Origin of the sequence: Corynebacterium tuberculostearicum (genome assembly GCF_046097255.1) — a bacterium.
Taxonomy (GTDB): domain Bacteria; phylum Actinomycetota; class Actinomycetes; order Mycobacteriales; family Mycobacteriaceae; genus Corynebacterium; species Corynebacterium tuberculostearicum_J.
In genome coordinates, this window is sequence record NZ_CP175770.1 from 2,235,093 (window position 1) to 2,261,018 (window position 25,926).

The window sequence follows — 25,926 nt, forward strand, 5'->3', positions numbered from 1 at the left end:
AATGGCTAAGAAGTCCAAGATCGCTAAGAACGAGCAGCGCAAGGAAATCGTCGCCCGCTACGCGGAGCGTCGCGCTGAGCTCAAGAAGATCATCAAGAACCCGAACACCCCGGATGAGGAGCGCCTGGAGGCTCAGTTCGAGCTGAACCGCCAGCCTCGTGACGCTTCCCCAGCCCGCGTACGTAACCGTGACGCTGCCGATGGCCGCCCACGCGGTTACCTCCGCAAGTTCGGCCTGTCCCGTGTCCGTATGCGCGGCATGGCTCACCGTGGTGAGCTGCCGGGCGTTCGTAAGTCCAGCTGGTAAAGGGGTAATTGCACAATGGCTAATAAGCGCAATAACCAAAAGAAGTTCCGTATGGAGCAGAGCCGTCGCCCGAAGAAGAACCCTTTGAAGGCTGAGGGCATCGAGAAGGTGGACTACAAGGACACCAAGACTCTGCGTCTGTTCATCTCGGATCGTCACAAGATCCGTTCCCGTCGCGTCACCGGTCTGACCCCGCAGCAGCAGCGTCAGGTTGCTACCGCAGTCAAGAACGCACGCGAAATGGCTCTCCTGCCGTTCACCACCCGCTAAACAGTAGCTGGGTATCAACAGCGCACTTTTGCCGCTGGCAAGTGTGACACGGTAAAAGAACCATAAACTTTCGCCGCCTCCCTCCTCGAGGGCAGGCGGCGAAAGTCGTTTTGGCCTCCCACTCCTTCCACCCGGCCCACATGCCCGGATCACAGAACTGAAGTGTTAGATTGAAAGCATTCGTGCACCCCGCAGCCGGCGGGGAAGCACCGGCCCCGCACTAGTGAAAGGCAGTGAGCAATGGCCCTGCACCAATCCCTACTCGATCTTTCCGAGCTCGCCCCGCACTGCCAGTCCCGCGCTACGGCCCGCGGACTGCTCGCAGAGGCCCAAGATATCTTGCGCAACGCGGTCGCCCACCAGGACAATGAGATTGAATTGGCCCACTGGTATTCCCGGCTGATTACGGATATTGTTCGCTCCCCGGGGGTCAACTCCCCAGTCCGCCTCAGCGGCGCTGCGGCCCGCGGCGACCAGCTGCCGTCCATGCCTGTGGAGTGGATGGGCGACGATGCCGATCTCCAAGACGTCTTCGCCGATGTCGGTCTCCAAGCTCACGCAGCCGCCGATTCCATCGCCGCGCGCGTCGACGCCGGCCTGCCCCTCGGAAACGGCGGAGAACAAGCACTACTGGAAGAAGCCTTGGCCCAGCGTCCGCCTGCCCTCAAGATGGTCGATGGGCTGCCGGACCGCGATGCAGCGGTAGACATCAAGGCCACGCTGCTCTCCCCCATTGCAGCTATCGCGCGCTGGGCGGCACCGGGGCCGCGCCCGACGGTGGATCGCCTGGCGATTGGCGTGGAACGCGATCTCCTCAGCGCCGCAGACGCAGAGTCTTTGGACCTAGCGTGGCGCACCGGTTATGCGTTAGAGTTGCGCCGTTGGTATGAGGGCGTTAGCGATCGCCCGGCCACGCTGCGCGATCTCCCCCCGTTGGACCGCACTGCTTATGGCTCCGCGTGCCGCATTGTCTCGGCGGCGTTTGAGTCTATTTCCCGGCGGGCGGAAGAATATAAATAGTCTCTACGGTGCGGATTCGGAAGCAGTACCTAGTCGGGCATAAGATTGTACAGTTGATTATTAAAAGCGATTTCTCTTTTGTGAAAGGAGGCGTCCCACCGCATGGCAGGCAATGTCGGTAGGCCGCGTAAACACAGCCCGCGGCGCAGGGGCAATAGCGCCCGTGAGGAGATTTTGGACGCCTCCTCCGAGCTTTTCACTACTCAGGGTTTTGCTACCACGTCCACGCACCAGATCGCAGACGCGGTAGGCATCCGTCAGGCGTCGCTGTACTATCACTTTCCGTCCAAGACGGAGATTTTCCTGACGCTGCTCAATTCCACCATCGAGCCTTCCTTGGAGTTGGCCGATGAGTTGGCGGGCACCGACGCGGACCCGGCACAGCGCCTGTGGTCTTTGGTCGCCGCGGAATCGCGCCTACTGCTCACCAGCGGCTGGAACGTGGGCCGCCTGTATCAGTTGCCGGTGGCCAATTCCCCGGAGTTCTCCGAGTATCACGAGTCACGCGACCGCCTGCAGAACCATTTCCGCTCCACCGCCGCCGCCATCGTGGGCGAGGATGACCCCCGCGTGGAGCTGCCCTTCCACATCGCGCTGTCCGTTATTGAAATGCGCCCCAATAACGGCACCCCTCCGTTCGACGCTTCCCAGTCGGTTCCGGAGACTGCCGCCATGCTTGCCGACGCCGCCTTGGCCGTCCTCGGCGCCTCCGTCCCCGAAAACGCCGAGGAAACCACCTTGGAGCTGCTGAAGAATCGCAACGACTCCATCTCTGCGGCCGCCGCAGCGGCGGCCGACCGCAAGAAGAAGTCGCGCTAGCCCCTCGCTTTCCGCGTTAGCGCTGCCACGACTCCGTGAACTCGCCCGTGGCGGCCAATCCGCCACCCTCGCGCACGCTTACGCCACTCGGCGTCACCACAATGATCGACGGATCCGCATTGACGTAGTAGTTGTTGCCGTCTTGGGTAACGTCACCCGATTCAAACTGGCCATCAAACATCGACGAGCGATAGAACTTGTAGCCACCTCCGGTCTCGCAAATGATAACCCTGCCGTCAGGACCAGACCCAGCGAACAAGGCACGCTCAAAGCGCTGACAGTTGGCGTAGCCGCCATCGAGCCATCCGTACTCATTGAAGTCAGAAATGTAGTTTCCCACACCAGTCTTCTGACCCCCACCGGTGGACGACGGGGCCTCCTGCTTTTCCGTCTGCGTGACCGTGACTACCGGCGGTTCCTCTGGGGCTTCCTCTTCCTTGGTTACGGTCTTTTGGGCGGCCGTAGTTTCCTCAGCGTTCTCCTCTTCTTTGTCGGAGTTATTCACCGTGGTCATGCCGCTACCCTCGCCTTTGAAGCTCGGGGCGTTTTCGTCCGTGGAGTCGCTGCAACCGCTCAGCGCGAGGCTGGCGGCCACGAGCGGAACGACGCCTGCGGCAATAATCGGGCGGAGGCTTAAGCGAGAAGTCATGAGTTTTCCTTTCTACTGACAGGCTTAGCAGGCGGGGCTGGGCCACTGGGTTTCGGCCTGCGCTAGGGCTTCGGCCATGGAGGTAAGCACCGTTTGGGTGGAGGCGTACTGGCCATCAGGAGACGAGGCAATCAGCGCCACGGCGACGTCGTGCCCGCCCAGCTGCACAATGCCCATCTGCCGCACGTCGTAGGCGCCGGCGGGGCTCGGGCCCCAGCCGCCCTTCATCAAGGCGCCCGGTAGGGTGCGCAGGCCGTAGGCTTGGGCGGGATCGGCGACACCCATGGCGTCGATAATCGGCTGGGCTCCTTCAACGCAGCGCACCCCGGCCATGAACTTTGCTTGGTTACCCACGCTCCACATGGTTTGGCCAAAGGCCGTAAATTCCGGACGGGTGACCTGGGATTGAACTTGGGTGGCGGTATCGCCCGCCTCCGCGATGACGCTTTGTGCGGCCTGCGCGGCTGCGGTGCCCTCCCCTAGCCCCGCCCACGCGGCCTTGGCGGCCTCGTTATCGGAGTAGGTGATTGCAGAGGACACTAGCTGGCTATCGGCCGCACCCGTGCGATTCGCCGCGATGAGGACGGGCACCTTGGAGGTTGACCACGCGGCTTCGGGAGCGGTGCGCCCCGCTTCAATAGTGGTCGTGCCATCGGAGACCGCGATGCCCACATCGCCGTGTTCGGCCACGATGCGGTCAAGCACGGCTTGGACGTCTCCGGAAGGCGCCGCGGCCGATGGCTCCGTAGAAACGGCCGGCGCAGACGAGGCGGCTGGTGCTGCGGATGAGGCCGCGGGCGCTGCGGACGTGGTCTCTTTTCCGTAGAGGGGATCGGCCGTGCCGCGGGCCTCGGTGTTGACAAAGGTAGGGGAATTATTCGCCGCGTCCTCGTCACCGCAGGCGCTTAGGGTGAGCGCGCAGGCGACGAGGGCGGCTGCCGGGCGCAGGGCCCGGCGGATAGGGAATGTCATGGCATTTAGCTTAGGCTAGTGCGCGAAGTGACGGGTACCGGTCAGGTACAGGGTAACGCCGGCTTCCTTTGCGGCAGCGATGACTTCTTCGTCGCGGATGGAGCCGCCGGGCTGGACAACGGCCTTAACGCCGGCGTCGAGAAGCACCTGCAAGCCATCGGCGAACGGGAAGAAGGCGTCGGAGGCGGCGAAGGAGCCCTCGGTGCGGTTGGCGCCATCGGCCAGGGTGTTGGCGCGCTCGACGGCCAGCTTGGCGGAGTCAACGCGGTTGACCTGGCCCATGCCCACGCCCACGGTGGCATTGTCCTTGGCCAGCAAGATGGCATTGGACTTCACCGCACGCACGGCGCGCCAGGCGAACTCGAGCTCAGCCAAGTCGGACTCGTTGAGGGCCTCGCCCGCAGCCAGGGTCCAGTTGGCCGGGTTATCGCCCTCGGCCTGGTAGGTGTCTGGCTCTTGGGTGAGCACGCCGCCGGAGATGTACTTGCGCTCCTCGTGCTGGTCTTCGTGCTCTGCCTGCAGCACGCGCAGGTTCTTCTTGGCCTTGAGCACCTCGATGGCGCCGTCCTCATAGGAAGGAGCGACGATGACCTCGGTGAAGATCTCCTTGACCTGCTTGGCCATCTCTACGGTGACCTCGCGGTTGACGGCAATCACGCCGCCGAAGGCGGACATGGGGTCGCACGCGTGCGCCGCGCGGTGGGCGGCGGCGATGGATTCCTCGGACACGGCAATGCCGCATGGGTTGGTGTGCTTGATAATCGCCACGCAGGGGCGCTCGTGGTCCCACGCGGCGCGCCAAGCGGCATCCGCATCCTGGTAGTTGTTGTAGCTCATCTCCTTGCCATTGAACTGGGTGGCATTGGCAAGGCCCTTGGAGCCGATGCGGGTAACGGTGGCCGCCTGGTGAGAGTTCTCGCCGTAGCGCAGCGGGGTGGTTTGCCCCTCCTCGCTGAGCTGGTCCACGAACCACGCGGAGACGGTCGCATCATAATCCGCGGTGTGCAGGAAGGCGTCGCGCGCCAGGCCGCGGCGCTGCTCTAGGGTAAAGCCACCGTTGTTCACGGCCTCCACGGCCTCGTCGTAGCGGGCAGGATCCACGACAACGGCAACAGACGGGTGGTTCTTGGCGGCCGCACGCACCATGGATGGGCCGCCGATATCAATCTGTTCCACGCAGCCATCAAAGTCCGCGCCCGAGGCCACCGTCTCACGGAAGGGGTACAGGTTGACCACGACGAGCTGGAAAGGCTCCACCTCGAGCTCGGAGAGCTGGTTGAGGTGGTCGTCCTTGCGAGTATCGGCCAAGATGCCGGCGTGCACGCGCGGGTGCAGCGTCTTGACGCGGCCTTCCAAGCACTCCGGGAAGCCGGTGAGCTTTTCTACCGGAGTGACCTCGATGCCAAGGTCCGCGATCTTCTTCGCGGTGGAGCCGGTGGAGACGATTTCCACGCCTGCCTTATCGAGGGCGCGGGCTAGATCCTCCAGCCCGGTCTTGTCGTACACGCTGATAAGGGCGCGCTTTACCTGCTTGCGGTCTTCGCTCATGAGGAGGATTAAGCCTTTCGAAAAGTCTTAGTCTGCGAGTTGAATAGTTAGTTTCTCGTCGTGGACGTTAGCTGCACGCAGCACCTCCACGATGAGATCGCGCTCTACTTGTTTAATGCGCTCGTGGAGGGTGGACTCGTCATCGTCGGCGTTAATGGCAACGGGGCGCTGCGCGATGATGGGGCCGGTATCCACGCCCGCGTCCACAAAGTGGACGGTAGAGCCAGTGATCTTCACGCCATAATCCAGGGCGTCGCGCACCGCGTGCGCTCCCTTGAAGGCAGGCAGCAGCGCCGGGTGGGTATTGATGGTGCGGCCTTCGAAGCGGCCCAGGAATTCCTGGCCCAGGATCTTCATAAAGCCCGCAGAAACAACAACGTCTGGCTGCGCAGCATCTACTGCGTCAACCAGACGTTGATTCCATTCGGCGCGATCCGCACCCAGCGCCACAACCTCGGTATCAATACCGTGGTCCTGTGCGCGCGAAATACCGTGGCATTCCTTATCCGCCACCACCTTGACTACCTGGTAGTGCCCGGCCTGGGCATCCACGATGGCTTGCAGCAAGGAACCCGTTCCAGAAACGAGCACCACCACTCGGAGGCGTTCAGGGTCAGCGGTATAGCGCGGAGGCATCGGTGAAGTCACGCGCTATAGCCTAGCCCCTCTCCCCCTCCTCGGGGGAATCTTCGCCCGCAGAGTCCTGCTCACTCTCCCCCATTTGGTCCTTGAACTGTTGGCTCAGCGGCTTGGCGACGCCCCTTTCATCGCCCTCCTCAGCCTCTTTTTCCGGTTCCTCTTCCGGCTCCTCCGCTGTTTCTTCGGCTGGAGTGCCCTTTTCTTCCTGCTCTTCTTCCGGTTCCTCTACGACCTCGCCAGGTGCGGAATCCTCGGGCTCGTCCTCGACTACCTCGGCGTCCACGATTTCCGGATCGGTGATGGGCTCGCGCTCCGAGTCGGTGGGAGCCTCGTCGGTTTCGGCGGCGGCTACATCGGTTGCCTCGGTAGTGACATCATCGGCGGGGTCCGCAACTGGTGCCGTGCGGGCCGCGCGCCAGGCTACGAAGGCGAAGCCTGCGGCAACGGCGCAACCAACGACGGCCATCCACAGGGCGGTAAGACCTGCGGCAGTCCACAGCTGCGGGCCGGTCGCGCCATAGTAGCCAAGGTCACCGCTGACGAGGTAGCAGGCAGCCAGCATGATTACTGCGGCGGCCACCGTAGCTACTAGTACGTCCTGAAAGTTCGGACGCTTCTTATACAACGAGTAGATTGCAGCGCCGAGGGGGACGATTAATAGCGCCACCGCCCAGCTGGGCGCGGATGCTGGAATGCCGCCGGTAATGGGCAGCGGCGGCAGCGGCACGAGGTGGGCGCTAAAGAGGCTTACCGAGCCTTCACCTACGGAAAACTCCGAGCCCACCAATACCGCCGCGGTGCTCACGATGGCATTGGGAATATACAGCAGACTCAGCAGCACGAGACCAGCAATGCCTAAGCCGGAAACCGCGGGATAGTCATTCATCATCTCACCCTGACGGGAGATGTTGACCAGGAATACCACCGCGAAGACTACGGCTGCGCCGATGGCCAGGTAGGCGAGATAGCGAAGGGCGATCTGGGTGGCGTCGACAAGCGGGCGCGGCACACCATAACGCTTGGCCAACGCCCGCCACAAGCGCCAGCCCATGCCGGCCACCATGGCGGCCAGATGCAGAACAATAACGCGCAGCAACGCCTGCGCCAGGTTTGGCGGGGAGACGTCATAGACCTTGCCCGCATCCCACAGCATCAGCCACGCAATAATGGTAAATACCACCGGGACCCCAAGCACACAGGCCAGAAGCGTCAGCAAGTCGTTGACGCTAACCTTATGTTTTACCGCGCTGCGCACCCGAACCGCCACCACCGCGGCAAGGATAAGCGCTGGCAAAGCCGGCAAGAAGGAAATATTCACATCGGCCGCAGAGACCGGGGCGAGGTTAAAGACCATCCAGGCCTCCGCCACGATGGTGTACCACCACGCCATGGGAGAGCCGGCGAGCATGAGACCGCCCAGCGCGATGACCATAATGATAAGGACAATAACCACGTTGGGTACTGCCGCAGTGATAAGCATGCGGCGAATGCGCCCGGCTTTGGTCAACGGCGCGGGGGTACGGCGCGCCTTGGCCTTGGAGCCGGCTTTGCGGGCGACGCGCTGCGCCGATCCAGAGGACTGGCGTGACCCACTGGGATGAGGCGCGCGTGGGGTGCGCTCCGCGCGCACCGTACGGCCCCGCGCCTGGCTACGCGGGCGGGGCGTTGACCGAGATTGGGGGCTGGTGTTTTTGTTCATCGGCGTCCACTTTGCCACTTTCCGGCAGCAGATCTGGGGTGGCGCGACGAGGTAGCCATAAAATCACCGGTGACACCCCTGCACCTTGACCACACATATATATTAGGAGTATAAAATCTACCCTGGTTTCACACCTTTAACTCTGGCTGCAGTAACATGAATGGAAAGTCATCGGTTTTATATGACCCACACGCAGCCCGAGTGGGATCTTGGTCGCAGTAATAATATGCCATTCGGATTATGTTGCCTGCTCGTGGGCAATTCCCTCGAGCAACGCCTAAAAATTTCTTAATTTGGGTTGCTGTTATCTTTTCGAGACGCTACTGTTACATCTCGTTGGTAACAAGAAGGTCACAATCTCGTAACTAACTCGGCGGGGACGTAACACCCGTTCTGCGCAGATTGTGAAAATAACGAAAGAAGACCTAATGCGAAGCAAAGTTCAGCGTGGCGCCGGCCGCCATCGCAAGATTGTCACCTCGCAGACCGCGAAGGGCCGCATTGCCGTAATGACGGTTGCGGCAGGTGCAGTTTCCACGGCCGGCGTTGGTGGCGCAGCCGCTGCAAACATCCAGTCTGATGACGCGGCCACCACCAAGACGCAGTCCGTTGACTTCGAGCTCGCTTCTGATTCCACCCAGGTTGAGGACGCTGCCGAGGCCCCCGTTGATACCACTCCGCAGATCCTCAACGTTGCTGAGGCTAAGCCGGTTGCCGATCTGACCGATCAGCTCAACAAAGCCATCCAGGCTTCTGAAGAGCGCGCCGCCGCCGATGAAGCCGCTCGCGCACCATCTGTAGCCCGCCCTGCCGAAGGCGCATTCACATCTCCATTCGCTATGCGCTGGGGCACCTTCCACAAGGGCGTCGACATCGCCAACTCTCCCGGCACCCCAATCCTTGCCGTCATGGATGGTACGGTCATCGACTCCGGTCCAGCTTCCGGCTTTGGCCAGTGGATCCGCATCATGCACGACGACGGCACCATGACCGTTTATGGTCACATGCAAACTCTTGACGTGGCCGTTGGCGAACACGTGCATGCCGGCCAGAAGATCGCCGGCATGGGCTCGATGGGCTTTTCCACCGGCTCCCACCTCCACTTCGAAGTTCACCCGAACGGTGGCGAGGCAATCGATCCGCAGCCTTGGCTGGCTGAGCGAGGCATCGACCTCTAAGGCCCCTACCCCAACACCTTCTTGTTAAGCGCCGCAGTGGCTTTCCTGCGGCGCTTTTTCATGTCCACAATTGCCCTAAAGACACCAGCGCCGGCTCCCGACCACCGCGGCTGCAGCCAACCTTCCCCAAGACGACTCAAATGCGTCCCAGCCTTCCCATTGCGCCTCCAACAAAAGGCAAGCCCCGTCAAGACAAGCGCTCCACCACCGGACCCTAGACACAAATTGCGCCGCACAGCCAAGTCCAGTACGCAGCCTTGTCGCAGGTAAATACACATTTACACTAATCACTGGGCTTGAACGCAACACGCCATTTCCAGAGCGGCACGCCCACCCCCAAAGTCTACCCCCAGACCCTAAACCAGTACTTTACAGACGCCACTCCAATCACATTCGTAACACGCGCAACAAGCTGGCATGTTCGAATGATTTCGAAATATTTCCGCCGCTACCAGCGTTTTCTAAGATTGCGCGGGCCGTTGGAGCGGGCTAACTTTTAACTCGTTGCCACGAGCGATTACGAGCGCAAGCATTTCGGCTTTCGGCGTGTCGCGGTTGGCAGTTGAAAGACGCCGCCCCCTCCAGGGTGCGGGCGTCCCGAGACCATGCACAGCCATGAAAAGGACTTTAACTATGAAGCGCATGAACCGCGCACGCAAGAACGTGGCGCTGAGCATCGTTACGCTTGGCACCGTACTTGCTACCGGCACCACCGCTTTTGCTGCAGAGCCAGTGGCTAGCGTGGACGTATCGGACGGCTCCTCCGAGCCCACCGCTACCAATGTAGATAACGCCGGCGTGGTCGACGCCCTTGTTGGCCTGGCCACCACCACCGTTGGCGTATTGAACGGCGAGGCTACCCCGCAGGTAGATGGAAACGAATCCGGCGGCGTCAATATCGTCCTAGACCCGGGCACTGTACCGGGCCTGAAGGAAGCTTTCGCACCGCAGGGGAATCACTCGGGACTCACCACGAAGCGCGGCACGGACTCCGCGGGCAATACCGTGGTCTTTCCTACCTCCGGCACGCTTACTTCTGGCTTCGGCCCGCGCTGGGGCACGATGCACAACGGCATCGACGTAGCTAACCCGGTGGGCACCCCGATTCACGCGGTCATGGACGGCACCGTCATCAACTCCGGTCCAGCGCAGGGCTTTGGCAACTGGATCCGCATCCAGCACGATGACGGCACCATCTCCGTCTACGGTCACATGCCGGCAGACCTGCTCAAGGTAAATGTGGGCGAGCGCGTGACCGCGGGTCAGGAAATCGCCGGCATTGGCAGCGAGGGCCACTCCACTGGCCCGCACCTCCACTTTGAGATTCACCCAGGCGGAGGCGCCGCCGTTGACCCCGTTTCCTGGTTCAACGAGCGCGGCATTTCGGTCTAAAGCTTTTCCATCGGCACTCCGCCGATGAGCATCAGCCGGACCTTACCGGAAGAACCAAAGTCCACGGTGACCGTGGCGCGCTTGCCGGAGCCGGACGTCTCAATGACAGTTCCGAGCCCGTACTTGGCGTGATTGACACGGTCACCCACGGCTAGGTTGAGGTTATTGTTCTTAGGCATCGAGGTCGCCGCCGGCTTGCTGGTGCGCTGCGATGGGGAAGACGCAGCGCGCCCTGCACCGCGCGACCCGGACCGGGAACCACCACTGCCCCACCCGGACCAATCACGGCCGTAGGAGCGACCATATTGGTAGTCGTCCTCGCCCCACGCTCCGGTCAGGGAGCTATCGGAGTCTTCTCGCCGCCAGTTGATGAGGTCTTCTGGGACCTCGCCGAGGAAGCGGCTGGCGGGATTAGTCACCGGATTGCCCCACGCCGAGCGCAAAATGGCGCGGGTAAGATACAGCTGCTCGCGAGCCCGGGTAATGCCCACATAGGCGAGGCGGCGCTCCTCGCTTAATTCCTTCGGCTCACCCAGTGAGCGCATATGCGGGAATTGGCCATCCTCCCAGCCGGTCAAAAAGACCACGGGGAACTCGAGGCCCTTGGCCGTGTGCAGAGTCATCATGGTGACCACACCAGTCTCAGAATCCGGGATCTGGTCAGCATCGGCCACCAGCGACACCTTTTCCAAGAATGCCTGCAACGAGCCGGGCGCAGCTTCGCCCTCCTCTACTAGCTCGGAGGGGTCCACTGCATCCGCACCGGATGCAGCAAGCTGGTTAGCCGCCTCCGAGGTGAATTCGCGGGCCACCGATACCAACTCGTTGAGGTTATCCAGGCGGGCACCGTCCTGCGGGTCATTCGAATTTTCCAATTCCGCCTTGTATCCCGTGGCATCCAAAATGGCGGAAAGCAGCTCGCCCAAATCCGGCTGGCCGGTAACCTCATCGCGCATGGACGGGATCTGATTGCGGATGCCCTCCATCATGTCGTTGAATTTGGTGACAGCGTTAATGGCCCGAGTGCCCAGGCCAGGGACGTCGCCCCGAGGGACATCGGCAAGCGCCTTGCCAAAGCTAATGCCGTGGTTTTCCGCATGGAGGGCAATATGCCCCTGCGCCTTGTCACCAATGGCACGCTTAGGCACGTTGATAATGCGGCGCAGGCTCACCGTATCGTCCGGGTTATCCAAGATGCGCAGGTAGGCCACCATATCGCGGATTTCGCGCCGCTCATAAAAACGCGTGCCGCCCACCACCTTGTACGGAATTCCGGAGCGGATAAAGATATCTTCCAGCGCACGGGAGGCGTTATTGGTGCGGTACATGACCGCGATATCGGAATAGCTGCGGCCTTTATCCGCCAAGGAGTCGATTTCAGAGGCGATGAACCGCGCCTCATCATGCTCATTATCGGCAACATAGCCTACGATCTGCTCGCCCTCACCGTGGGCGGTCCACAGGTTCTTCTCGCGGCGATTCTCATTCTTGGCGATCACGGCATTGGCCGCGTTGAGAATGGTCTGCGTGGAGCGATAATTCTGTTCCAGCAAGATCGTGTGCGCCTGTGGGTAGTCGCGCTCGAATTCCTGAATATTGCGGATGGTGGCCCCGCGGAAGGCATAAATGGACTGATCGGAATCGCCCACTACGCACAACTCGGGGGCATCGGGGCCGAGCTCTCCCCTGCCCACGAGCGCGGCAACCAGCGCATACTGGGCGTGGTTGGTGTCCTGATACTCGTCGATAAGCACGTGCTTGAAGCGCCGGCGATAAAAATCCACCACCTGCTGGTGCTGGGTGAAAATCCGCACCACCTCACCGATGAGATCATCAAAGTCCACGGCATTGGCCGCGCGCAGGCGGCGCTGGTATTCGGCATAGACCTGGGCCACGGTGGTTTCAAACGGGTTCTTCGTCTGCTGTGCCTTTTCCAGTGCGGATTCGGGACCGATGAGCTCATTTTTGTGATTAGAAATCTGATTAGCCAGCACGCGCGGGGTGTACTTCTTCAGATCCAGCTGCATATCCTTAGCAATCATGGACAATAGCCGGCGGGCATCATCGCCATCATAAATGGTGAAATTGGTATTAAGCCCCGGCACCAGCTGCGCATTTTGGCGCAGGATGCGCACGCAGATGGAGTGGAAGGTAGATACCCACATGCGCTCTGCCACGGGGCCGACCAGCCCGCCCACGCGCTCCTTCATTTCCGCGGCGGCCTTATTAGTAAAGGTAATGGCGAGGATCTCCCACGGATTTACCCCGCGATGGCGCATGAGATAGGCAATGCGGCGGGTAAGCACGGCAGTCTTGCCGGAACCAGCGCCGGCCACGATGAGTAGCGGGCTGCCCGAGTGGGTAACGGCCTCAAGCTGCTGTGGGTTGAGGCCGTCGGTCAAAGCATCGGGGGATTCGGATTGCGGGCTCGCTGCGCGCGGTGCGCCGAAGCCGCTAAAGAGGCTAGGGTTCGAGGCACCACCGGTGGACGGGGAAGGGCTAAAAGGAGAGTTTTCGTTCATAGTGCCTTCCAACCTACTAGCCCCACCGGACACGACCCGTTTCCGCCGTGCGAGCTGCTATTTCCTTTTGCGCGGGCGGGTGGCACAATATGGTCTTATGACCGCAGAAGATAACAAGGACATCGTCGATAACGGCCTGGACATCCGCACGCCTTCGGGTACGGATGATCCCCTTTCTGATGCGGAGATCCAGCAGTATCGCGAAGAAATCAACCGCATGGACCGCATCATCTTGGATGCTGCCAAGCGCCGCACAGAAGTCTCCCAGGCTATTGGCCGCACCCGCATGAGCTCTGGCGGCACCCGCCTGGTCCACACCCGCGAGATCGCCATTTTGAATCAGTTCCGCGATGAACTTGGGGAAGAAGGCCCCACCATCGCTTCGGCGCTGCTACGGATGGGCCGCGGCCGGCTGGGCTAGCCGTATAATTACTGGCCAGCCGATACTATGCAGTACCCTGAATTAGCATGAATGCAGTTCTCGTCGCCGTCATAGTCATGCTCGTGCTCGCCCTCCTGCGCGTGCATGTAGTGGTAGCGCTCTTCCTAGGAGCCATCGTCGGCGGGCTCCTGTCGGGCATGGGGCTTGATGCCACCATGGTCGCCTTCCAAGACGGCTTGGGCGGCGGCGCCAAGATTGCGCTGAGCTATGCCCTTTTGGGAGCTTTTGCGATGGGTGTGGCCTCGGCCGGGCTGCCACAGGTCCTGGCTAATTTCCTCATCCGCAAGCTCGGCGGCAGCGGCGAAGCAGATCCCAAAGCGGCCCTGGCTACTAAATGGATGCTCATCCTCGGGCTCATTGCCATGTCCGTGATGAGCCAGAACCTCATCCCGGTCCACATCGCCTTCATTCCGCTCATCATCCCGCCGCTGCTGACAGTGATGAATAAGCTGCGCCTGGACCGCCGGCTGATTACCACCTGCCTGACCTTCGGCCTTATCACCACCTACATGTTTATTCCGGTGGGTTTTGGCTCCATCTACTTAAATGACATCCTGCTCTTTAATATCCAGCAGGCGGGGCTTGATACCTCCGATATCAATATCATGCAGGTCATGGGCGTGCCAGCGCTCGGCATGCTCGCCGGCCTACTCATCGCCATCTTCTTTAGCTACTGCAATCCGCGCGACTATGAAAACTTGCCCATCACGGCTGAGGAGCACCAGGAGGCCCCCTCGGCCTATAAGGTGTGGGTGTCCGTCGTGGCCATCATTGCCACCTTTGCGGTGCAGATTGTCATGCAGGCTCTCGACTTCGAGTCCGATGGCCTCATGGTCGGCGCGCTGACTGGCTTGGGAATTTTGCTGCTTACCGGCGCGGTGGATTGGAAGCACGCGGACGATGTCTTTACCAATGGCATGAAGATGATGGCGCTCATCGGCTTCATCATGATCACCGCCCAGGGGTTCGCCTCGGTCATGACGGCCACCAATGAAGTCGGCCCACTGGTCGATGCCACCGCCAACCTCTTTGGCACCAATAAGGTCCTCTCCGCCGGCGCGATGCTGGTGGTGGGCCTCGTGGTCACCATGGGCATCGGCTCGTCCTTTTCCACCCTGCCCATCATTTCCGTTATCTATGTGCCGCTGTGCATGTCGCTGGGCTTTAGCCCCGCGGCCACCGTGGCGCTCATTGGCACTGCAGGCGCGCTTGGCGACGCCGGCTCTCCCGCCTCCGACTCCACCCTCGGCCCCACCGCGGGCCTCGGCGCGGACGGCCAGCACGACCACATCCGCGACTCGGTCATTCCCACCTTCATCCACTTCAATATTCCGCTGCTTATCGCCGGCTGGACAGGCGCGCTCATCCTCTAAAAGGCCCCGACGCGGTGGCGCTTTCTGGACTACGGTGGGAGGGGTACATGTTGCCAATGCGCTAGTTGCCAGAAAGGCCTACCACCATGGATATCACCGCATCTGCCCAGTGGAGCGAGCTCGCGAAGGTATATGAGGACAAGAAGGACCTCAACCTCCGCGAGCTTTTTGCCGCCGATGCAGACCGCGCCCGCAACTTCACCTTCGACGCCGCCGGGCTGCACGTCGACCTGTCGAAGAACCTGATCGACGGGGACATCGTCAAGCAGCTGGTTGAGGTAGCCAAGGCCGCTGACCTTGAGGCCCGCCGCGAAGCCATGTTCGCCGGCGAGCACATCAATAACACCGAGGATCGCGCCGTGCTGCACACCGCGCTGCGCATCCCGGCCGAAGATGACTTGAGCGTTGATGGCCAGGACGTTGCCGCCGATGTCCACGAGGTCTTGGGCCGCATGCGTGATTTTGCCACTGCGCTGCGCTCCGGCGCCTGGCTGGGGCATACCGGCCACACCATCAAAAAGGTGGTCAACATCGGCATCGGCGGCTCTGACCTGGGCCCGGCCATGGCGGCGAAGGCACTGCGTTCCTATGAGGTCGCCGGCATCTCCGCCGAGTTCGTCTCCAACGTGGACCCGGCCGATATGGCAGCCACGCTCGATGGCCTCGATGCAGAATCCACCCTGTTCATCATCGCCTCCAAGACCTTTACCACCCAGGAGACGCTAACCAATGCGCACGCCGCCCGCCGCTGGCTCATCGAGCAATTCGATGGTGATGAATCCGCCGTGGCCAAGCACTTCGTCGCCGTATCCACCAACGCGGAGAAGGTAGCCGAGTTCGGCATCGATACCGAGAACATGTTCCCGTTCTGGAACTGGGTCGGCGGCCGCTACTCCGTAGATTGCGCCATCGGCCTGTCCCTCATGTGCACCATCGGCCCGATGGACTTCATGCGCTTCCTCGAGGGCTTCCACGCCATGGACGAGCACTTCCGCACCACCCCATTGGAAGAAAACGTCCCCGCACTTATGGGCCTCCTCGGTGTCTGGTACACCAACTTCTTCGGCGCCCAAACCCACGCCGTGTTGCCCTACTCGCAGGACCTCGGCCGCTTCCCGGCCTACCTGCAGCAGCTGACCATGGAATCCAATGGCAAGTCCGTGCGCCGCGATGGCACCGCGGTTACCGCCCCATCCACCGGGGAAATCTACTGGGGCGAGCCGGGCACCAATGGCCAGCACGCCTTCTTCCAGCTCATGCACCAGGGCACGCACCTCATCCCGGCGGACTTCATCGGGTTTGCCCGCCCGAAGCAGGACTTCCCCACCGCCGATGGCTCCGGGTCCATGCATGACCTGCTCATGGGCAACTTCTTTGCCCAGACCAAGGTCCTGGCCTTTGGCAAGACCGCAGAGGAAATCGCGGCCGAAGGCGTAGACGAGGCCGTCGTGCCGCACAAGGTCATGCCGGGCAACCGCCCGACCACCACCATCCTGGCCGAGGAGCTGACCCCCGCCGTGCTCGGCGCGCTCATCGCCCTCTACGAGCACATCGTGTTCACCCAGGGCGTTATCTGGGATATCAACTCCTTCGACCAGTGGGGCGTGGAGCTGGGCAAGCAGCAGGCCAATGACCTGGCCCCGGCCGTCTCCGGCGCTGAGGCTGCCGACTCCGGCGACCAGTCCACCGATGAGCTCATCGGTTGGTACCGCTCCAACCGCTAAAGGCCCACTTTGAGCCGCGTTATCCCCTCCCACCCACTCGGCGGGGCGGATAACGCGGCTGCTTTATGGCCTCGCTCGCCCCACGGCGATGTAAAACAAGCACGTTCTGCCCCAAATCAGCGCGAAATCGGGCGAAACGTGCTTGTTTTGTCAGTGGTCCGCGGAGCTTAGAGCTTAACCATCGGCTCCCAGCCGAAAGGAATCTCCTCCGAGTTCACAATCCGGCGGCCGAACGGGAAGCAGGTCACCGGGATCATCTTCAAATTGGCCAGCGCGGCCGGGATGCCCACGATGGTCACTACCTGTGCCGCTGCGGTGGTGACGTGACCAATGGCCAGCCACAGGCCGGCGACGAGGAACCAAACGATATTGGAGAAGGTGGACATGGAGCCGCTTCCCTTTACCGGCTGCACCACCGAGCGGCCAAATGGCCACAGGGCGAAATTAGCCATGCGGAACGACGCCACGCCCGCGGGGATAGTAACGATGAAGATGCAGGCAATGATGCCAAAGATGAAATAGGCCAGGGCGAGGAGGAACCCGCCGGTGATGAACCAAATGATATTGAGAAGGGTACGCATAACCCCCACCCTAGCGGCCTAAACCTAGGAATGAAGCGGCTGGCAGTGCGGGCACCACCAGATGATGCGCTCGAGTTCACCTTCGTCGCCGCCCTGGTCCACACCGCCGAGCGCGCCCTTGGTGATGAACGTGCCGCAGCGGCGGCAGCGCTTGCGGTTGCGGCCGAAGACATAGGTGGTCTCCCCGGCGCGGCGCACGCCGGTGGTTACGCGCACCGGGGAGGTGCGGTTGGCCCACATGATGCGCCGAGAGATATCGAGGATGCGGGCGGTATCGACCTCGGCTACTGGCGTGGCGGGATGCACGCCGGCCAAGAAACACGCCTCGGCGCGGTATTCATTGCCGATCCCGGCGACGACTTTCTGATCGAGCAGCGCCGCACCAATGGCGCGCTGCGGCCAGGAGTTCAGGCGGCGCAGGGCCTCCTCGCGGTCCCAGTCGGGGTCGAGAATATCCGGACCGAGGTGCGCGATGCGCTGATGGTAGTGGTCGGCGGGATAGATGTCCACGAAGCCCAGCTGGTGGCCGACGATCTCTATATCGCGCGGGGTGTTGGCCAGCTGCAGCACGATGCGGGCGGTATGCCCAGGCTTGCGCCAGCGATCGCCTGCGTAGTGGATGGCCCAAGTGCCCTCCATCTTGAGGTGGGTGTGCACGATGGTCTGGTCGAATTGCATGAATAGGTGCTTGCCGTAGGGCCAGACGCGCTCGCACACCATGCCTTCTAGGTGCACGGTGGCATAGCGCGGCACGCGCACGGAGCAGCCGGTGACTTCGCGGCCGGCCATGAACTGCAGGCGGTTGGATAGTTGCAGGACGGAATCGCCTTCGGGCATAACACCTCCTGTAGATCTTTAGCGACGGTACCCGCCGCGCGGGCGGAAACCACCATTATTGCGCGAAGCGGGCGGCGGATCATCAAAGCTGAGCTCTTCGATGGCCTCGCTGGCCCGGCGGCCTGCGCGTGGGGCGCGCGGGGCGGCTGCGCGAGCAGAGATGCGCACGCCCTTAGGCGTAATCCCGGCGCCGGCTTCGCGCAGATGGGCCGCCGCATCGGTTTTATGGATGGGGCTGCCATTGCACTTTTCGACGACCAACGGGGACAACACTCCCCCCGCCACCATGTCTGTGAGCGCGGAAACCAAGCGGGGATATACCTCGGCGGGGTCGATGCCATCGGGCAGCGATTCGAGGAAGGTGGTGAGAGTTTTGCCGCCGCGGGTGAGGTGGGCGATGGGCAGGCCGTCGATAAGCACTACCAGCGCACCGGCCGAACGGGTGGGCCCGCCGGTGGCTTTGCCGTCGGCATCATCGCGCTGCGGCCAGGGCAGGGCCGCGCCGTATGGGTTGGCCGGGTCGCAGGCTGCGAGGACGAAGGTCTCGGGCTCGGTGGTGCCAGAGGGCCAGCCGGTCACATCCGGGGAATCGGCCAGCCCACGCAGGCGGTCGATGATGGCGGGCGTGGAGAATTGCGCGGCGCCGAGCCCATCGATGACGTAGCCGCGCATGGCCTTGCCGGATTCCTCGAAGCCGGAGAGCACCTTATAGGCCAGCGCGAAACCGCCGAGCACATCCTCGGCCACGACAGAGCCACGGGTGAGCACGCCGTAGCGGTCGAGCCAAGCTTCGCCGTGGGCAACAGACCGGGAGGTGGCATCGGTGGCGGCAGACACAGCAAGGGACCACCGGCCCATGACATCGGGCGGGGTCCCCGCGCCAGCGGCGTTCTGCGCCTGTGCGAAGGAGGTGCGCCCCATGCGCAGGCGAGAGCGGGTGGGCCGCCGCTTCGAGCGATGCGCGGTGCGGCCCGAGCGCGAGCCGCCGGAAGACAGTCGGGTGCGAATAGGCGCGAAAGAATCGGGACTCACCAGGCCCATCTCCACTAACCCCCAGAGGGCCTCGCGGGTTTCCTCGGTGGTACCGGGGGCCTCGGCGGCAATATCGGCAAAGAGGAAGCCACCGCCACGGCCTAGGACATCGAGGATGGAGCGCTGCACCATGCTGACCCCCTCGGCATCCGTTTCCGGGGCGAGTTGAGCAGCATAGTCTGAGGGCAACAGCATGATCCAGGGGTCGGCCGCGCCGGCCTTGCCAGCACCCACAATGAGCACCTCGCCATTGGAGGTGAGCTCATCGAGCATGGTGGGTGAATAATCGCCCACCCGGGCGGGCAGGATGAGCGATTCCCACGCGGAGGCGGGCAGGCGCACCCCGGCGAGCTGCTCGATGACGGAAAAGACGCCATCGGTACCGCGCAGGGCCGGGCGCTTTCCGGCTGGTGCGATGCTATGCCACTCCGGCAAGAAACGGGCGAAGGTAGCGCCCGAGACCGGCTCGGTAGCAGCCCGCGCGGCGGCGAGCGAGCGCGAGCGAATGGTCTTCAGCACCGCGGCGGCGCAGTACTCCTGCTCCTCCACTCCCTGTCGGTAGCGGCCTTCTACTACCCCATCGAGCGCGCCGAGGACGGTATGCGCGGCGGAAACAGATATGCCGAAGGCCTCGGTGAGATCGCGCAGCACAAACGGTCCGCGGGTGCGCGCCCACCGCGAGACCAGCTGCGGCAGGGCATCGGAAATGGTGGCCACTTGGGCGGGGATGCCGGGAGGAATGGGGATACCCAGGGCGTCGCGAAGCAGGGGTGCGTCCTGAGCCTGGGCTAGGTGCTCGCGCCCGCCAATGCGCACGCGCATAATCCGGGTGCCCAGCTGGTCCAGGGCGGATAACGGGACGTCGGTGTGCTCGCCCAGCTCGTCGACGGGAATCGGTCCCAGCACGCGCAGCAGGTCCGCAACCTCCTCGGTGGTGCGGGCCCGGCGCGAGGGATCGGTGCGCTGCAGCTGGGCATGGACCTCGGCGATGATCTCTGGATCGAGCAGCTCGCGCAGCTCTACCGTGCCGAGCAGCTTGGCTAGAAGCGCTGGGTCGAGGGCCAGAGCGGCCGCGCGCTTTTCTGCTAACGGGGAATCGCCCTCGTACATAAACGCGCCGGTGTAGTTAAAGAGCAGCGACGAGGCAAAGGGCGAAGGTTGCTCGGTGGTGACCTCCGCGATGCGGATGCGGCGATGGCCCAGCTCCCGCATGACCTCCGTAAGCGCCGGCACATCGTAGACGTCCTGGACACACTCGCGCACCGTCTCCAAGATGATGGGGAAGGACGGATACTTGCGGGCGACGTCCAAAAGCTGCTCGGCGCGCTGGCGCTGCTGCCACAACGGCGCGCGCTTGCCGGGATTGCGCCTGGGCAAAAGCAGCGCGCGGGCGGCGCACTCGCGGAAGCGGGAGGCAAAGAGCGCGGAATTGCCCACTTGCTCGGCCACGATATCGGCGATCTCATCGGCATCGAAGGCGAAGATGGACCCATCGGGCTCGGATTCTGCCTCCGGCAGGCGCAGCACGATGCCGTCATCGCCGGCCACCGCCTGCGGGTCCATGCCGGTGCGCTCGCCCACCCGGGCGCCTACCGCAAGCGCCCACGCGGAGTTCACCGGCCGGCCAAACGGGGTATGCAACACCACGCGCCAGTCCCCCAGCTCATCGCGGAAGCGCTCGAGCACCAATGTCTTTTCATCCGGAATAACACCGGTGGCCTCGTTTTGCTCCTGCAGGTAGGCCACGATATTGGAGCGCGCATTATCATCGGCATCCGCGATAACTTCCGGCGAGCTAAAGACCTCGCGGCGGTACTCGCCCAGTGCCTTGCCCAGCTCATAGGGGCGACCTGCGCCATCGCCATTCCAAAATGGCAGGCGGCCGGTATGCCCCGGGGCGGGAGTGACCAGTACCTGGTCGCGCGTGATGTCCTCGATGCGCCAACTGGTCGCGCCCAGGGTGAAAACATCGCCCACCCGGGACTCGTAGACCATCTCTTCATCCAGCTCGCCCACCCGGCGCGGAGCACCACCGGAGCCCTCGCCCGAACCGGTATAGAGGAATACCCCAAACATTCCCCTATCCGGAATCGTGCCTCCACTGGTCACGGCCACGCGCTGGGCGCCAGGCCGCGCGGTCATCACTCCCGTCACACGGTCATAGACCACGCGGGGCTTGAGTTCGGCAAAGTCCGTGGACGGATACACACCGCTTACCAAGTCCAGTACGGAGTCGTAGACCTCGCGCGCCAGATCGCGGTAGGGCCAGGCCCGGCGGACCATCTCGTACCACTCATCGGCATCGAGCCCGTCCTCGCCGGCCGCGGCCACGGCCGCCACCGTCTGCTGCGCCAGCACGTCCAACGGGTTGCGCGGGGTATGCATTTCCTCAATGAGCCCGGCGCGCATGCGCGCTACCGTCAGCGTGGACTGCACCAGATCCGCGCGATGCTTGGGATAAAAGGAGCCGTGCGACACCGCGCCCACAAAGTGCCCGGCGCGGCCCACGCGCTGCAGGCCCGAAGCCACGGAGGGCGGCGATTCCACCTGCACCACCAGCTCCACGGCACCCATATCGATGCCCAGCTCCAGCGAGCTCGTGGCCACCACGGCCTTGAGCGTACCCTCCTTCAGCATGGTCTCGGTCATCGCGCGCTCGTCCTTGGACACCGAGCCATGGTGGGCGCGGGCGATGACTGCCGGGGCCTTGCCGGCAACGTCGATCTGCTTCATCAGCTGGGCCGGGTCGCGCCGAGTCGCCGGCGAGAGCGATTCCGGATCGTGCTCGGCCGCATAGAGCTCATTGAGCCGGCTGGTCAGCCGCTCGGCCGTGCGCCGAGAGTTGACAAATACCAGCGTGGAGCGATGAGCCATGATTTCCGTATAGAGGTCATCCTCAATAAACGGCCAGATGGACTTGGCCGTGGGCAGCGCGGACTCATCCATGGAAGGAGAGCTGATGCCAATCGCATCATCCACCGTCATCTCCCCAATGGTGGAGCCTTGCTCCGGTGTGGGCAGATCGGACATATCCTCCACGGGCACGTGCACGTCCAGCTGCCACTTCTTCTCCGCGGCCGGCGCCAAAATTTCCACCGGCCGGTTGCCACCCAAGAAATTCGATACGGCAGACAACGGCCGCACGGTGGCGGAAAGGCCGATGCGCTGGAAGTCTCCTGCCACCTGCTGCAGGCGCTCCAAGGTCAGCGCTAGGTGCACGCCGCGCTTTGTACCGGCCAAGGCATGGATCTCATCGATGATGACGGTATCCACCGTCTTCAAAATCCCTGCCGCCTTGGAGGTCAGCATCAAATAGGCCGACTCCGGGGTGGTGATCAAGATATCCGGCGGCTTGCGCACCTGCCGTGCGCGCTCGGCAGACGGCGTATCGCCCGAGCGCACGCCTACCGAAATATCCGGCACGTCTAGCCCTAGGTTTTCCGCGGTGCGTGCGATGCCGGTCAGCGGGGCGCGCAGGTTATTTTCCACGTCCACGCCCAGCGCCTTGAGCGGCGAGATATACAGCACCTTCACCCCGGCGGCGGAACCAGTTGTCCCAGAGCCCACCGGCAGCGCCAGCTGGCCCTCGCGCTCGACCAAATTATTCAGCGCCCACAAGAACGCAGCGAGCGTCTTACCGGAGCCGGTAGGAGCCACCACAAGGGCATGCTCACCGCGGGAAATCTTCTCCCAGGCCTGCGCCTGCACGGCGGTGGGGGCAGCAAATACATCCTGAAACCACTGCGCTACTTGGGGGCGGAAGCGGTCGAGGATGTTTTCTGGCATGCCCACACTCTAGTCCGCGTTGTAATGTGGGCACCATGACCGTCGAGATTTCTGATTCCCGCCTGACCAATTCCCTCGCCCAGGGCTGCGGTGAGATCCTGAAAGGCGTGCGCAACGGGGGCCTGCTACGGGGCCTTTCGCTTGGCGACGCCGGCGATGAAGCCGCCCAAGAATGGATCGCCCGCGTCCTCGAGCAGCACCGTCCCCAGGACGGCATGCTCTCTGAGGAAGCCTCCGATGACCTGGCCCGTTTGAAGAAGGACCGCGTGTGGATCGTGGATCCGCTCGACGGCACCAAAGAATTTGCCACCGGCCGCCAGGACTGGGCCGTGCACATCGCCCTGGTAGAGAACGGCATCCCTATCCACGCGGCTGTGGGTCTGCCGGATCTCGGCGTTACCTTCAAGTCCTCGGATGTCAGGGCGGTCACCGGCCCACTGTCTAAGAAGTTCGTTGTCTCCCGCAACCGCCCACCCAAGGTGGCCGACTATATTGCGGAGAAAATGGGCTATGAAGTCGTGGGCGTCGGCTCCGCGGGCGCCAAGGCCATGCACGTGCTGCTGGGCGATTATGACGGTTATATCCACGCCGGTGGCCAGTACGAGTGGGATCAGGCCGCTCCGGTGGGCGTCGCCCAGGCGGCCGGCCTGCACTGCTGCCGCCTCGACGGATCCGAAATCCGCTTCAATAATGAAGACACCTTCATCCCGGATATCCTCATCTGCCGCCCCGAGCTCAAAGACGAAATCTTGGAGCATGCCCAGGCCTTTGCCGCAGAGCACGGCGGATTCTAAACTAGTGCGCATGATTGAGACCCCGTACGAGGATCTGCTGAAGAAGGTCCTAGAGACCGGCACGCCCAAAGGCGATCGCACCGGCACCGGCACGCGCTCCATCTTTGGTGCGCAGCTGCGCTATAACCTGGCCGAGTCCTTCCCGCTGCTAACCACCAAGAAGGTCTACTTCCATGCGGTTTTGGGCGAGCTTTTGTGGTTCCTCAAGGGCGAGTCCAATATCAAGTTCCTGCAGGACAATAAGGTCCGCATCTGGAATGAGTGGGCGGATGAGAACGGCGAGCTAGGCCCGGTCTACGGCGTGCAGTGGCGCTCCTGGCCCACCCCGGATGGCCAGCACATTGACCAGATCCAGCAGGCGCTCGATACTCTGAAGAATAATCCGGACTCGCGCCGCAACTTGGTCTCCGCATGGAACGTCGCGGAGCTGGACAAGATGGCGCTGATGCCCTGCCACTTGCTCTTCCAGCTCTACGTGGCCGATGGCACCTTGTCCATGCAGGTCTACCAGCGCTCGGCCGATATGTTCCTAGGTGTTCCCTTCAATATCGCCTCTTACGCGGCGCTGACCCACATGTTTGCCCAGCAGGCCGGCCTCAAGGTGGGCGAGCTCATCTGGACCGGCGGCGATTGCCATATTTATAACGACCACGTGGAGCAGGTCAAAGAGCAGCTTTCCCGCGAACCCCGCCCGTACCCGCAGCTCAACCTGCACAAGGCGGAAGACATGTTCTCTTATGACTTCGCCGATTTTGAGATTGAGGGCTACGACCCCCACCCCACCATCAAGGCGCAGGTGTCCGTCTAATGTTGGGCGCAATCTGGGCACAGTCCCTCGATGGAATCATTGGCGATGGCGAACAAATGCCCTGGCACGTTCCGGAGGATCTCAAGCACTTTAAGGACGTGACCATGGGCGCGCCGGTCATTATGGGCCGGAAAACCTGGGAGTCCCTCAACCCCAAGTTCCGCCCGCTTCCCGGACGCGAGAACTACGTACTTTCCTCCCGCACCCCCGGCCAGTGGTCTGCCGGCGCCCAAGTCCTCACCGAAATGCCCTCGCTTTCCGACGCCTGGGTTATCGGCGGCGGCCAAATCTACACCGCCACCTTGGACCAAGTGGACCGCATTGAGGTCACCCTCATGGGCGTTAATATCGGTAGCACCTACGGCGAAAAGTCCATCTACGCCCCCGACATCCCCGAGGAATTCGGCCTGGCCCACAGCACCGACTGGCTCACCTCCGCCAAGGGCCACCTGGCCCTGCCAGATAAAGAGGCCAGCGATCTCCCCATCAAGTACCGCTTTTTAACCTACGACCGAAAGGATGCAGCCTAATGACTGTACAAACCCCCGAAACCACCGCTGACGTCACCATTTTCTACGCGGACTGGTGCCCTTTCTGCGCCAAGCTCATCAAGAACCTGGACCGCACCGAAACCCCGTACGCGCTTGTCGACGTCGAGGGCGACAACACCGACGACATCAACGCCTGGATTGAATCCGTCAACGACGGCAACCGCATCATCCCCACCGTCCTCTACTCCGACGGCACCCACGAGACCAACCCGCCAGCCTCCTCCGTGCGCAATAAACAGAAGGAATTGGCCGAAAGCTAACCCACGCCCCAGCCATTTCGGGGCGCTCCTGCCCCACTGCTATGATTAGCCAAGTTGCACACGCAACCCCGCCCCAGTAGCTCAGGGGATAGAGCACGGCTCTCCTAAAGCCGGTGTCGGTGGTTCGAATCCACTCTGGGGCACCATGTGAAGTCTCGAGACATCGTTCCGGTCGATGCCTCGAGATTTTTCGTTTTCAGTTGCCCTGTTGGGGGTCAAGTTCGTTGTCTTTCTTGTTGTAATAGATCTTTTCTTCGGTGAGTGTGTAGGCGGCGATTTGTGCCCCAGTGGTGGTTATTTTGATGCTTACGCGGTTGTCGATGCAGACCATGGTGATTGGTTCGCCGCCCCATCGGCGCCCGATGTAGAGGCGGCGTAGTTTGCCACCCCATCGCAGGGTTGTCTTGCCGTTGGTGCCTACTTTGTCAGTGCGTAGGCGGTAGTCGTGGTCTGGTTTGATGTCTGCTGGGAGAGCTTTGGGCAGTGCTGTGTAGGCTTCTGCGGGGGTGGTTCTGTTTAGGGCTCTATGGGGGCGTTTGTGGTTGTAGTATTCGATGATTTCTTTTAGCTGAGAGTTGAGTTCATCGAGACTTTGAGCTGGTATTTTGCTTGCTAGGGCTAGTTTAAGGGTGTAGTGGAAGCGTTCAACTTTTCCTTGTGTCTGGGGGTGGTAGGGTTTACCGGGTCAAGTCCTGGGTAGTGGTGTATCTGTTTTTCGAATCT

Annotated in this window: 22 protein-coding genes, 1 tRNA gene and 1 pseudogene; 14 read left to right on the plus strand and 10 right to left on the minus strand. The window is 62.3% G+C overall.

What is annotated here, in order from left to right; genetic code table 11:
* The first annotated feature begins 1 nt into the window (after position 1).
* The 4 genes from rpsN (at position 2) to ACKFRY_RS10665 (ending at position 2,416) form a co-directional block, all read left to right on the plus strand.
* The gene (gene rpsN, locus ACKFRY_RS10650) at positions 2 to 307 is read left to right on the plus strand and encodes a 30S ribosomal protein S14 (RefSeq protein WP_005279906.1); all 306 of its coding nucleotides are present in this window, start codon (positions 2 to 4) and stop codon (positions 305 to 307) included.
* A 15-nt stretch (positions 308 to 322) separates the two neighbouring features.
* Positions 323 to 577 carry a 30S ribosomal protein S18 gene (rpsR, locus tag ACKFRY_RS10655; RefSeq protein WP_005279904.1) on the plus strand — a complete coding sequence of 85 codons (255 nt, stop codon included), beginning with the start codon at positions 323 to 325 and terminating at the stop codon, positions 575 to 577.
* A 240-nt stretch (positions 578 to 817) separates the two neighbouring features.
* Entirely contained in the window at positions 818 to 1,597 is a 780-nt protein-coding gene (locus tag ACKFRY_RS10660; protein ID WP_408922831.1) for a putative nucleotidyltransferase substrate binding domain-containing protein, read from the plus strand.
* A 102-nt stretch (positions 1,598 to 1,699) separates the two neighbouring features.
* Positions 1,700 to 2,416, plus strand: a complete 717-nt coding sequence (locus ACKFRY_RS10665) for a TetR/AcrR family transcriptional regulator (protein WP_005323796.1) — start codon at positions 1,700 to 1,702, stop codon at positions 2,414 to 2,416.
* Between the two features lie 16 nt (positions 2,417 to 2,432).
* Here the strand turns inward: ACKFRY_RS10665 and ACKFRY_RS10670 are convergent, their stop codons facing one another.
* The 5 genes from ACKFRY_RS10670 to ACKFRY_RS10690 are packed head-to-tail and all read right to left on the minus strand — an operon-like array spanning position 2,433 to position 7,923.
* Positions 2,433 to 3,065: a hypothetical protein gene (locus ACKFRY_RS10670; RefSeq protein WP_049359251.1), complete on the minus strand. Its 633-nt coding sequence runs from the start codon at positions 3,063 to 3,065 to the stop codon at positions 2,433 to 2,435.
* A gap of 24 nt (positions 3,066 to 3,089) precedes the next feature.
* A complete protein-coding gene (locus ACKFRY_RS10675) occupies positions 3,090 to 4,037 on the minus strand; it encodes a hypothetical protein (protein WP_408922832.1) in 948 nt (315 codons plus the stop codon).
* A 15-nt stretch (positions 4,038 to 4,052) separates the two neighbouring features.
* Positions 4,053 to 5,585 (minus strand): bifunctional phosphoribosylaminoimidazolecarboxamide formyltransferase/IMP cyclohydrolase, encoded by a 1,533-nt coding sequence (gene purH, locus ACKFRY_RS10680; RefSeq protein WP_408921360.1) that lies wholly within the window; start codon positions 5,583 to 5,585, stop codon positions 4,053 to 4,055.
* A 27-nt stretch (positions 5,586 to 5,612) separates the two neighbouring features.
* Positions 5,613 to 6,221, minus strand: a complete 609-nt coding sequence (gene purN, locus ACKFRY_RS10685) for a phosphoribosylglycinamide formyltransferase (RefSeq protein WP_408923430.1) — start codon at positions 6,219 to 6,221, stop codon at positions 5,613 to 5,615.
* Between the two features lie 22 nt (positions 6,222 to 6,243).
* Positions 6,244 to 7,923 carry a DUF6350 family protein gene (locus ACKFRY_RS10690; RefSeq protein WP_408922833.1) on the minus strand — a complete coding sequence of 560 codons (1,680 nt, stop codon included), beginning with the start codon at positions 7,921 to 7,923 and terminating at the stop codon, positions 6,244 to 6,246.
* A 428-nt stretch (positions 7,924 to 8,351) separates the two neighbouring features.
* On the opposite strand from ACKFRY_RS10690, the gene ACKFRY_RS10695 reads away from it, so the two are divergent.
* Positions 8,352 to 9,101, plus strand: coding sequence for a M23 family metallopeptidase (locus ACKFRY_RS10695; protein ID WP_200436010.1), 750 nt, complete (start codon positions 8,352 to 8,354; stop codon positions 9,099 to 9,101).
* Positions 9,102 to 9,734: 633 nt separating this feature from the next.
* On the plus strand, positions 9,735 to 10,493 hold the full coding sequence (locus ACKFRY_RS10700; protein ID WP_083798075.1) for a M23 family metallopeptidase: 759 nt from the start codon (positions 9,735 to 9,737) through the stop codon (positions 10,491 to 10,493).
* Here ACKFRY_RS10700 and pcrA read toward each other — a convergent pair.
* Positions 10,490 to 13,015 (minus strand): DNA helicase PcrA, encoded by a 2,526-nt coding sequence (gene pcrA, locus ACKFRY_RS10705; RefSeq protein ID WP_408922834.1) that lies wholly within the window; start codon positions 13,013 to 13,015, stop codon positions 10,490 to 10,492. The genes ACKFRY_RS10700 and pcrA overlap by 4 nt on opposite strands.
* 97 nt (positions 13,016 to 13,112) lie before the next feature.
* Here pcrA and ACKFRY_RS10710 point away from each other — a divergent pair, with 97 nt between their 5' ends.
* The 3 genes from ACKFRY_RS10710 to pgi all read left to right on the plus strand — a co-directional run bounded on the left by ACKFRY_RS10710 (position 13,113) and on the right by pgi (position 16,554).
* Positions 13,113 to 13,436 (plus strand): chorismate mutase, encoded by a 324-nt coding sequence (locus tag ACKFRY_RS10710; RefSeq protein ID WP_023021988.1) that lies wholly within the window; start codon positions 13,113 to 13,115, stop codon positions 13,434 to 13,436.
* A 47-nt stretch (positions 13,437 to 13,483) separates the two neighbouring features.
* Positions 13,484 to 14,830 carry a Na+/H+ antiporter NhaC family protein gene (locus ACKFRY_RS10715; protein WP_150850873.1) on the plus strand — a complete coding sequence of 449 codons (1,347 nt, stop codon included), beginning with the start codon at positions 13,484 to 13,486 and terminating at the stop codon, positions 14,828 to 14,830.
* 86 nt (positions 14,831 to 14,916) lie between these two features.
* Entirely contained in the window at positions 14,917 to 16,554 is a 1,638-nt protein-coding gene (pgi, locus tag ACKFRY_RS10720) for a glucose-6-phosphate isomerase (protein WP_408922835.1), read from the plus strand.
* Positions 16,555 to 16,721: 167 nt separating this feature from the next.
* Here pgi and ACKFRY_RS10725 read toward each other — a convergent pair whose 3' ends face one another.
* The 3 genes from ACKFRY_RS10725 to ACKFRY_RS10735 are packed head-to-tail and all read right to left on the minus strand — an operon-like array spanning position 16,722 to position 22,790.
* Positions 16,722 to 17,135 carry a YccF domain-containing protein gene (locus ACKFRY_RS10725; protein WP_150851819.1) on the minus strand — a complete coding sequence of 138 codons (414 nt, stop codon included), beginning with the start codon at positions 17,133 to 17,135 and terminating at the stop codon, positions 16,722 to 16,724.
* Between the two features lie 24 nt (positions 17,136 to 17,159).
* A complete protein-coding gene (locus tag ACKFRY_RS10730; protein ID WP_200436015.1) occupies positions 17,160 to 17,972 on the minus strand; it encodes an Fpg/Nei family DNA glycosylase in 813 nt (270 codons plus the stop codon).
* Positions 17,973 to 17,990: 18 nt separating this feature from the next.
* Complete coding sequence (locus tag ACKFRY_RS10735) at positions 17,991 to 22,790, minus strand: ATP-dependent helicase (protein WP_408922836.1); 4,800 nt, start codon at positions 22,788 to 22,790, stop codon at positions 17,991 to 17,993.
* A gap of 35 nt (positions 22,791 to 22,825) precedes the next feature.
* On the opposite strand from ACKFRY_RS10735, the gene ACKFRY_RS10740 reads away from it, so the two are divergent.
* The 5 genes from ACKFRY_RS10740 (at position 22,826) to ACKFRY_RS10760 (ending at position 25,349) form a co-directional block, all read left to right on the plus strand.
* Positions 22,826 to 23,584, plus strand: a complete 759-nt coding sequence (locus ACKFRY_RS10740; RefSeq protein ID WP_179386215.1) for a 3'(2'),5'-bisphosphate nucleotidase CysQ — start codon at positions 22,826 to 22,828, stop codon at positions 23,582 to 23,584.
* A complete protein-coding gene (locus ACKFRY_RS10745; RefSeq protein WP_408922837.1) occupies positions 23,547 to 24,392 on the plus strand; it encodes a thymidylate synthase in 846 nt (281 codons plus the stop codon). Before ACKFRY_RS10740 ends, ACKFRY_RS10745 begins: the two co-directional genes overlap by 38 nt.
* Entirely contained in the window at positions 24,392 to 24,922 is a 531-nt protein-coding gene (locus tag ACKFRY_RS10750; protein WP_200436019.1) for a dihydrofolate reductase, read from the plus strand. Before ACKFRY_RS10745 ends, ACKFRY_RS10750 begins: the two co-directional genes overlap by 1 nt.
* Positions 24,922 to 25,203 carry a glutaredoxin domain-containing protein gene (locus ACKFRY_RS10755; RefSeq protein WP_200436020.1) on the plus strand — a complete coding sequence of 94 codons (282 nt, stop codon included), beginning with the start codon at positions 24,922 to 24,924 and terminating at the stop codon, positions 25,201 to 25,203. Before ACKFRY_RS10750 ends, ACKFRY_RS10755 begins: the two co-directional genes overlap by 1 nt.
* A 70-nt stretch (positions 25,204 to 25,273) precedes the next feature.
* A tRNA-Arg gene (locus tag ACKFRY_RS10760) sits at positions 25,274 to 25,349 on the plus strand.
* A 50-nt stretch (positions 25,350 to 25,399) separates the two neighbouring features.
* Here the strand turns inward: ACKFRY_RS10760 and ACKFRY_RS10765 are convergent.
* Positions 25,400 to 25,885: pseudogene (locus ACKFRY_RS10765) on the minus strand (integrase core domain-containing protein); the annotation flags it as partial.
* Between the last annotated feature and the right edge of the window lie 41 nt (positions 25,886 to 25,926).

Bases quoted from the DNA above. Each gene is read 5' to 3' on its own strand.
- rpsN (WP_005279906.1), top strand. From the start codon at position 2: ATGGCTAAGAAGTCCAAGATCGCTAAGAACGAGCAGCGCAAGGAAATC.
- rpsR (WP_005279904.1), top strand. From the start codon at position 323: ATGGCTAATAAGCGCAATAACCAAAAGAAGTTCCGTATGGAGCAGAGC.
- ACKFRY_RS10660 (WP_408922831.1), top strand. From the start codon at position 818: ATGGCCCTGCACCAATCCCTACTCGATCTTTCCGAGCTCGCCCCGCAC.
- ACKFRY_RS10665 (WP_005323796.1), top strand. From the start codon at position 1,700: ATGGCAGGCAATGTCGGTAGGCCGCGTAAACACAGCCCGCGGCGCAGG.
- ACKFRY_RS10670 (WP_049359251.1), bottom strand. From the start codon at position 3,065: ATGACTTCTCGCTTAAGCCTCCGCCCGATTATTGCCGCAGGCGTCGTT.
- ACKFRY_RS10675 (WP_408922832.1), bottom strand. From the start codon at position 4,037: ATGACATTCCCTATCCGCCGGGCCCTGCGCCCGGCAGCCGCCCTCGTC.
- purH (WP_408921360.1), bottom strand. From the start codon at position 5,585: ATGAGCGAAGACCGCAAGCAGGTAAAGCGCGCCCTTATCAGCGTGTAC.
- purN (WP_408923430.1), bottom strand. From the start codon at position 6,221: ATGCCTCCGCGCTATACCGCTGACCCTGAACGCCTCCGAGTGGTGGTG.
- ACKFRY_RS10690 (WP_408922833.1), bottom strand. From the start codon at position 7,923: ATGAACAAAAACACCAGCCCCCAATCTCGGTCAACGCCCCGCCCGCGT.
- ACKFRY_RS10695 (WP_200436010.1), top strand. From the start codon at position 8,352: ATGCGAAGCAAAGTTCAGCGTGGCGCCGGCCGCCATCGCAAGATTGTC.
- ACKFRY_RS10700 (WP_083798075.1), top strand. From the start codon at position 9,735: ATGAAGCGCATGAACCGCGCACGCAAGAACGTGGCGCTGAGCATCGTT.
- pcrA (WP_408922834.1), bottom strand. From the start codon at position 13,015: ATGAACGAAAACTCTCCTTTTAGCCCTTCCCCGTCCACCGGTGGTGCC.
- ACKFRY_RS10710 (WP_023021988.1), top strand. From the start codon at position 13,113: ATGACCGCAGAAGATAACAAGGACATCGTCGATAACGGCCTGGACATC.
- ACKFRY_RS10715 (WP_150850873.1), top strand. From the start codon at position 13,484: ATGAATGCAGTTCTCGTCGCCGTCATAGTCATGCTCGTGCTCGCCCTC.
- pgi (WP_408922835.1), top strand. From the start codon at position 14,917: ATGGATATCACCGCATCTGCCCAGTGGAGCGAGCTCGCGAAGGTATAT.
- ACKFRY_RS10725 (WP_150851819.1), bottom strand. From the start codon at position 17,135: ATGCGTACCCTTCTCAATATCATTTGGTTCATCACCGGCGGGTTCCTC.
- ACKFRY_RS10730 (WP_200436015.1), bottom strand. From the start codon at position 17,972: ATGCCCGAAGGCGATTCCGTCCTGCAACTATCCAACCGCCTGCAGTTC.
- ACKFRY_RS10735 (WP_408922836.1), bottom strand. From the start codon at position 22,790: ATGCCAGAAAACATCCTCGACCGCTTCCGCCCCCAAGTAGCGCAGTGG.
- ACKFRY_RS10740 (WP_179386215.1), top strand. From the start codon at position 22,826: ATGACCGTCGAGATTTCTGATTCCCGCCTGACCAATTCCCTCGCCCAG.
- ACKFRY_RS10745 (WP_408922837.1), top strand. From the start codon at position 23,547: ATGCCCAGGCCTTTGCCGCAGAGCACGGCGGATTCTAAACTAGTGCGC.
- ACKFRY_RS10750 (WP_200436019.1), top strand. From the start codon at position 24,392: ATGTTGGGCGCAATCTGGGCACAGTCCCTCGATGGAATCATTGGCGAT.
- ACKFRY_RS10755 (WP_200436020.1), top strand. From the start codon at position 24,922: ATGACTGTACAAACCCCCGAAACCACCGCTGACGTCACCATTTTCTAC.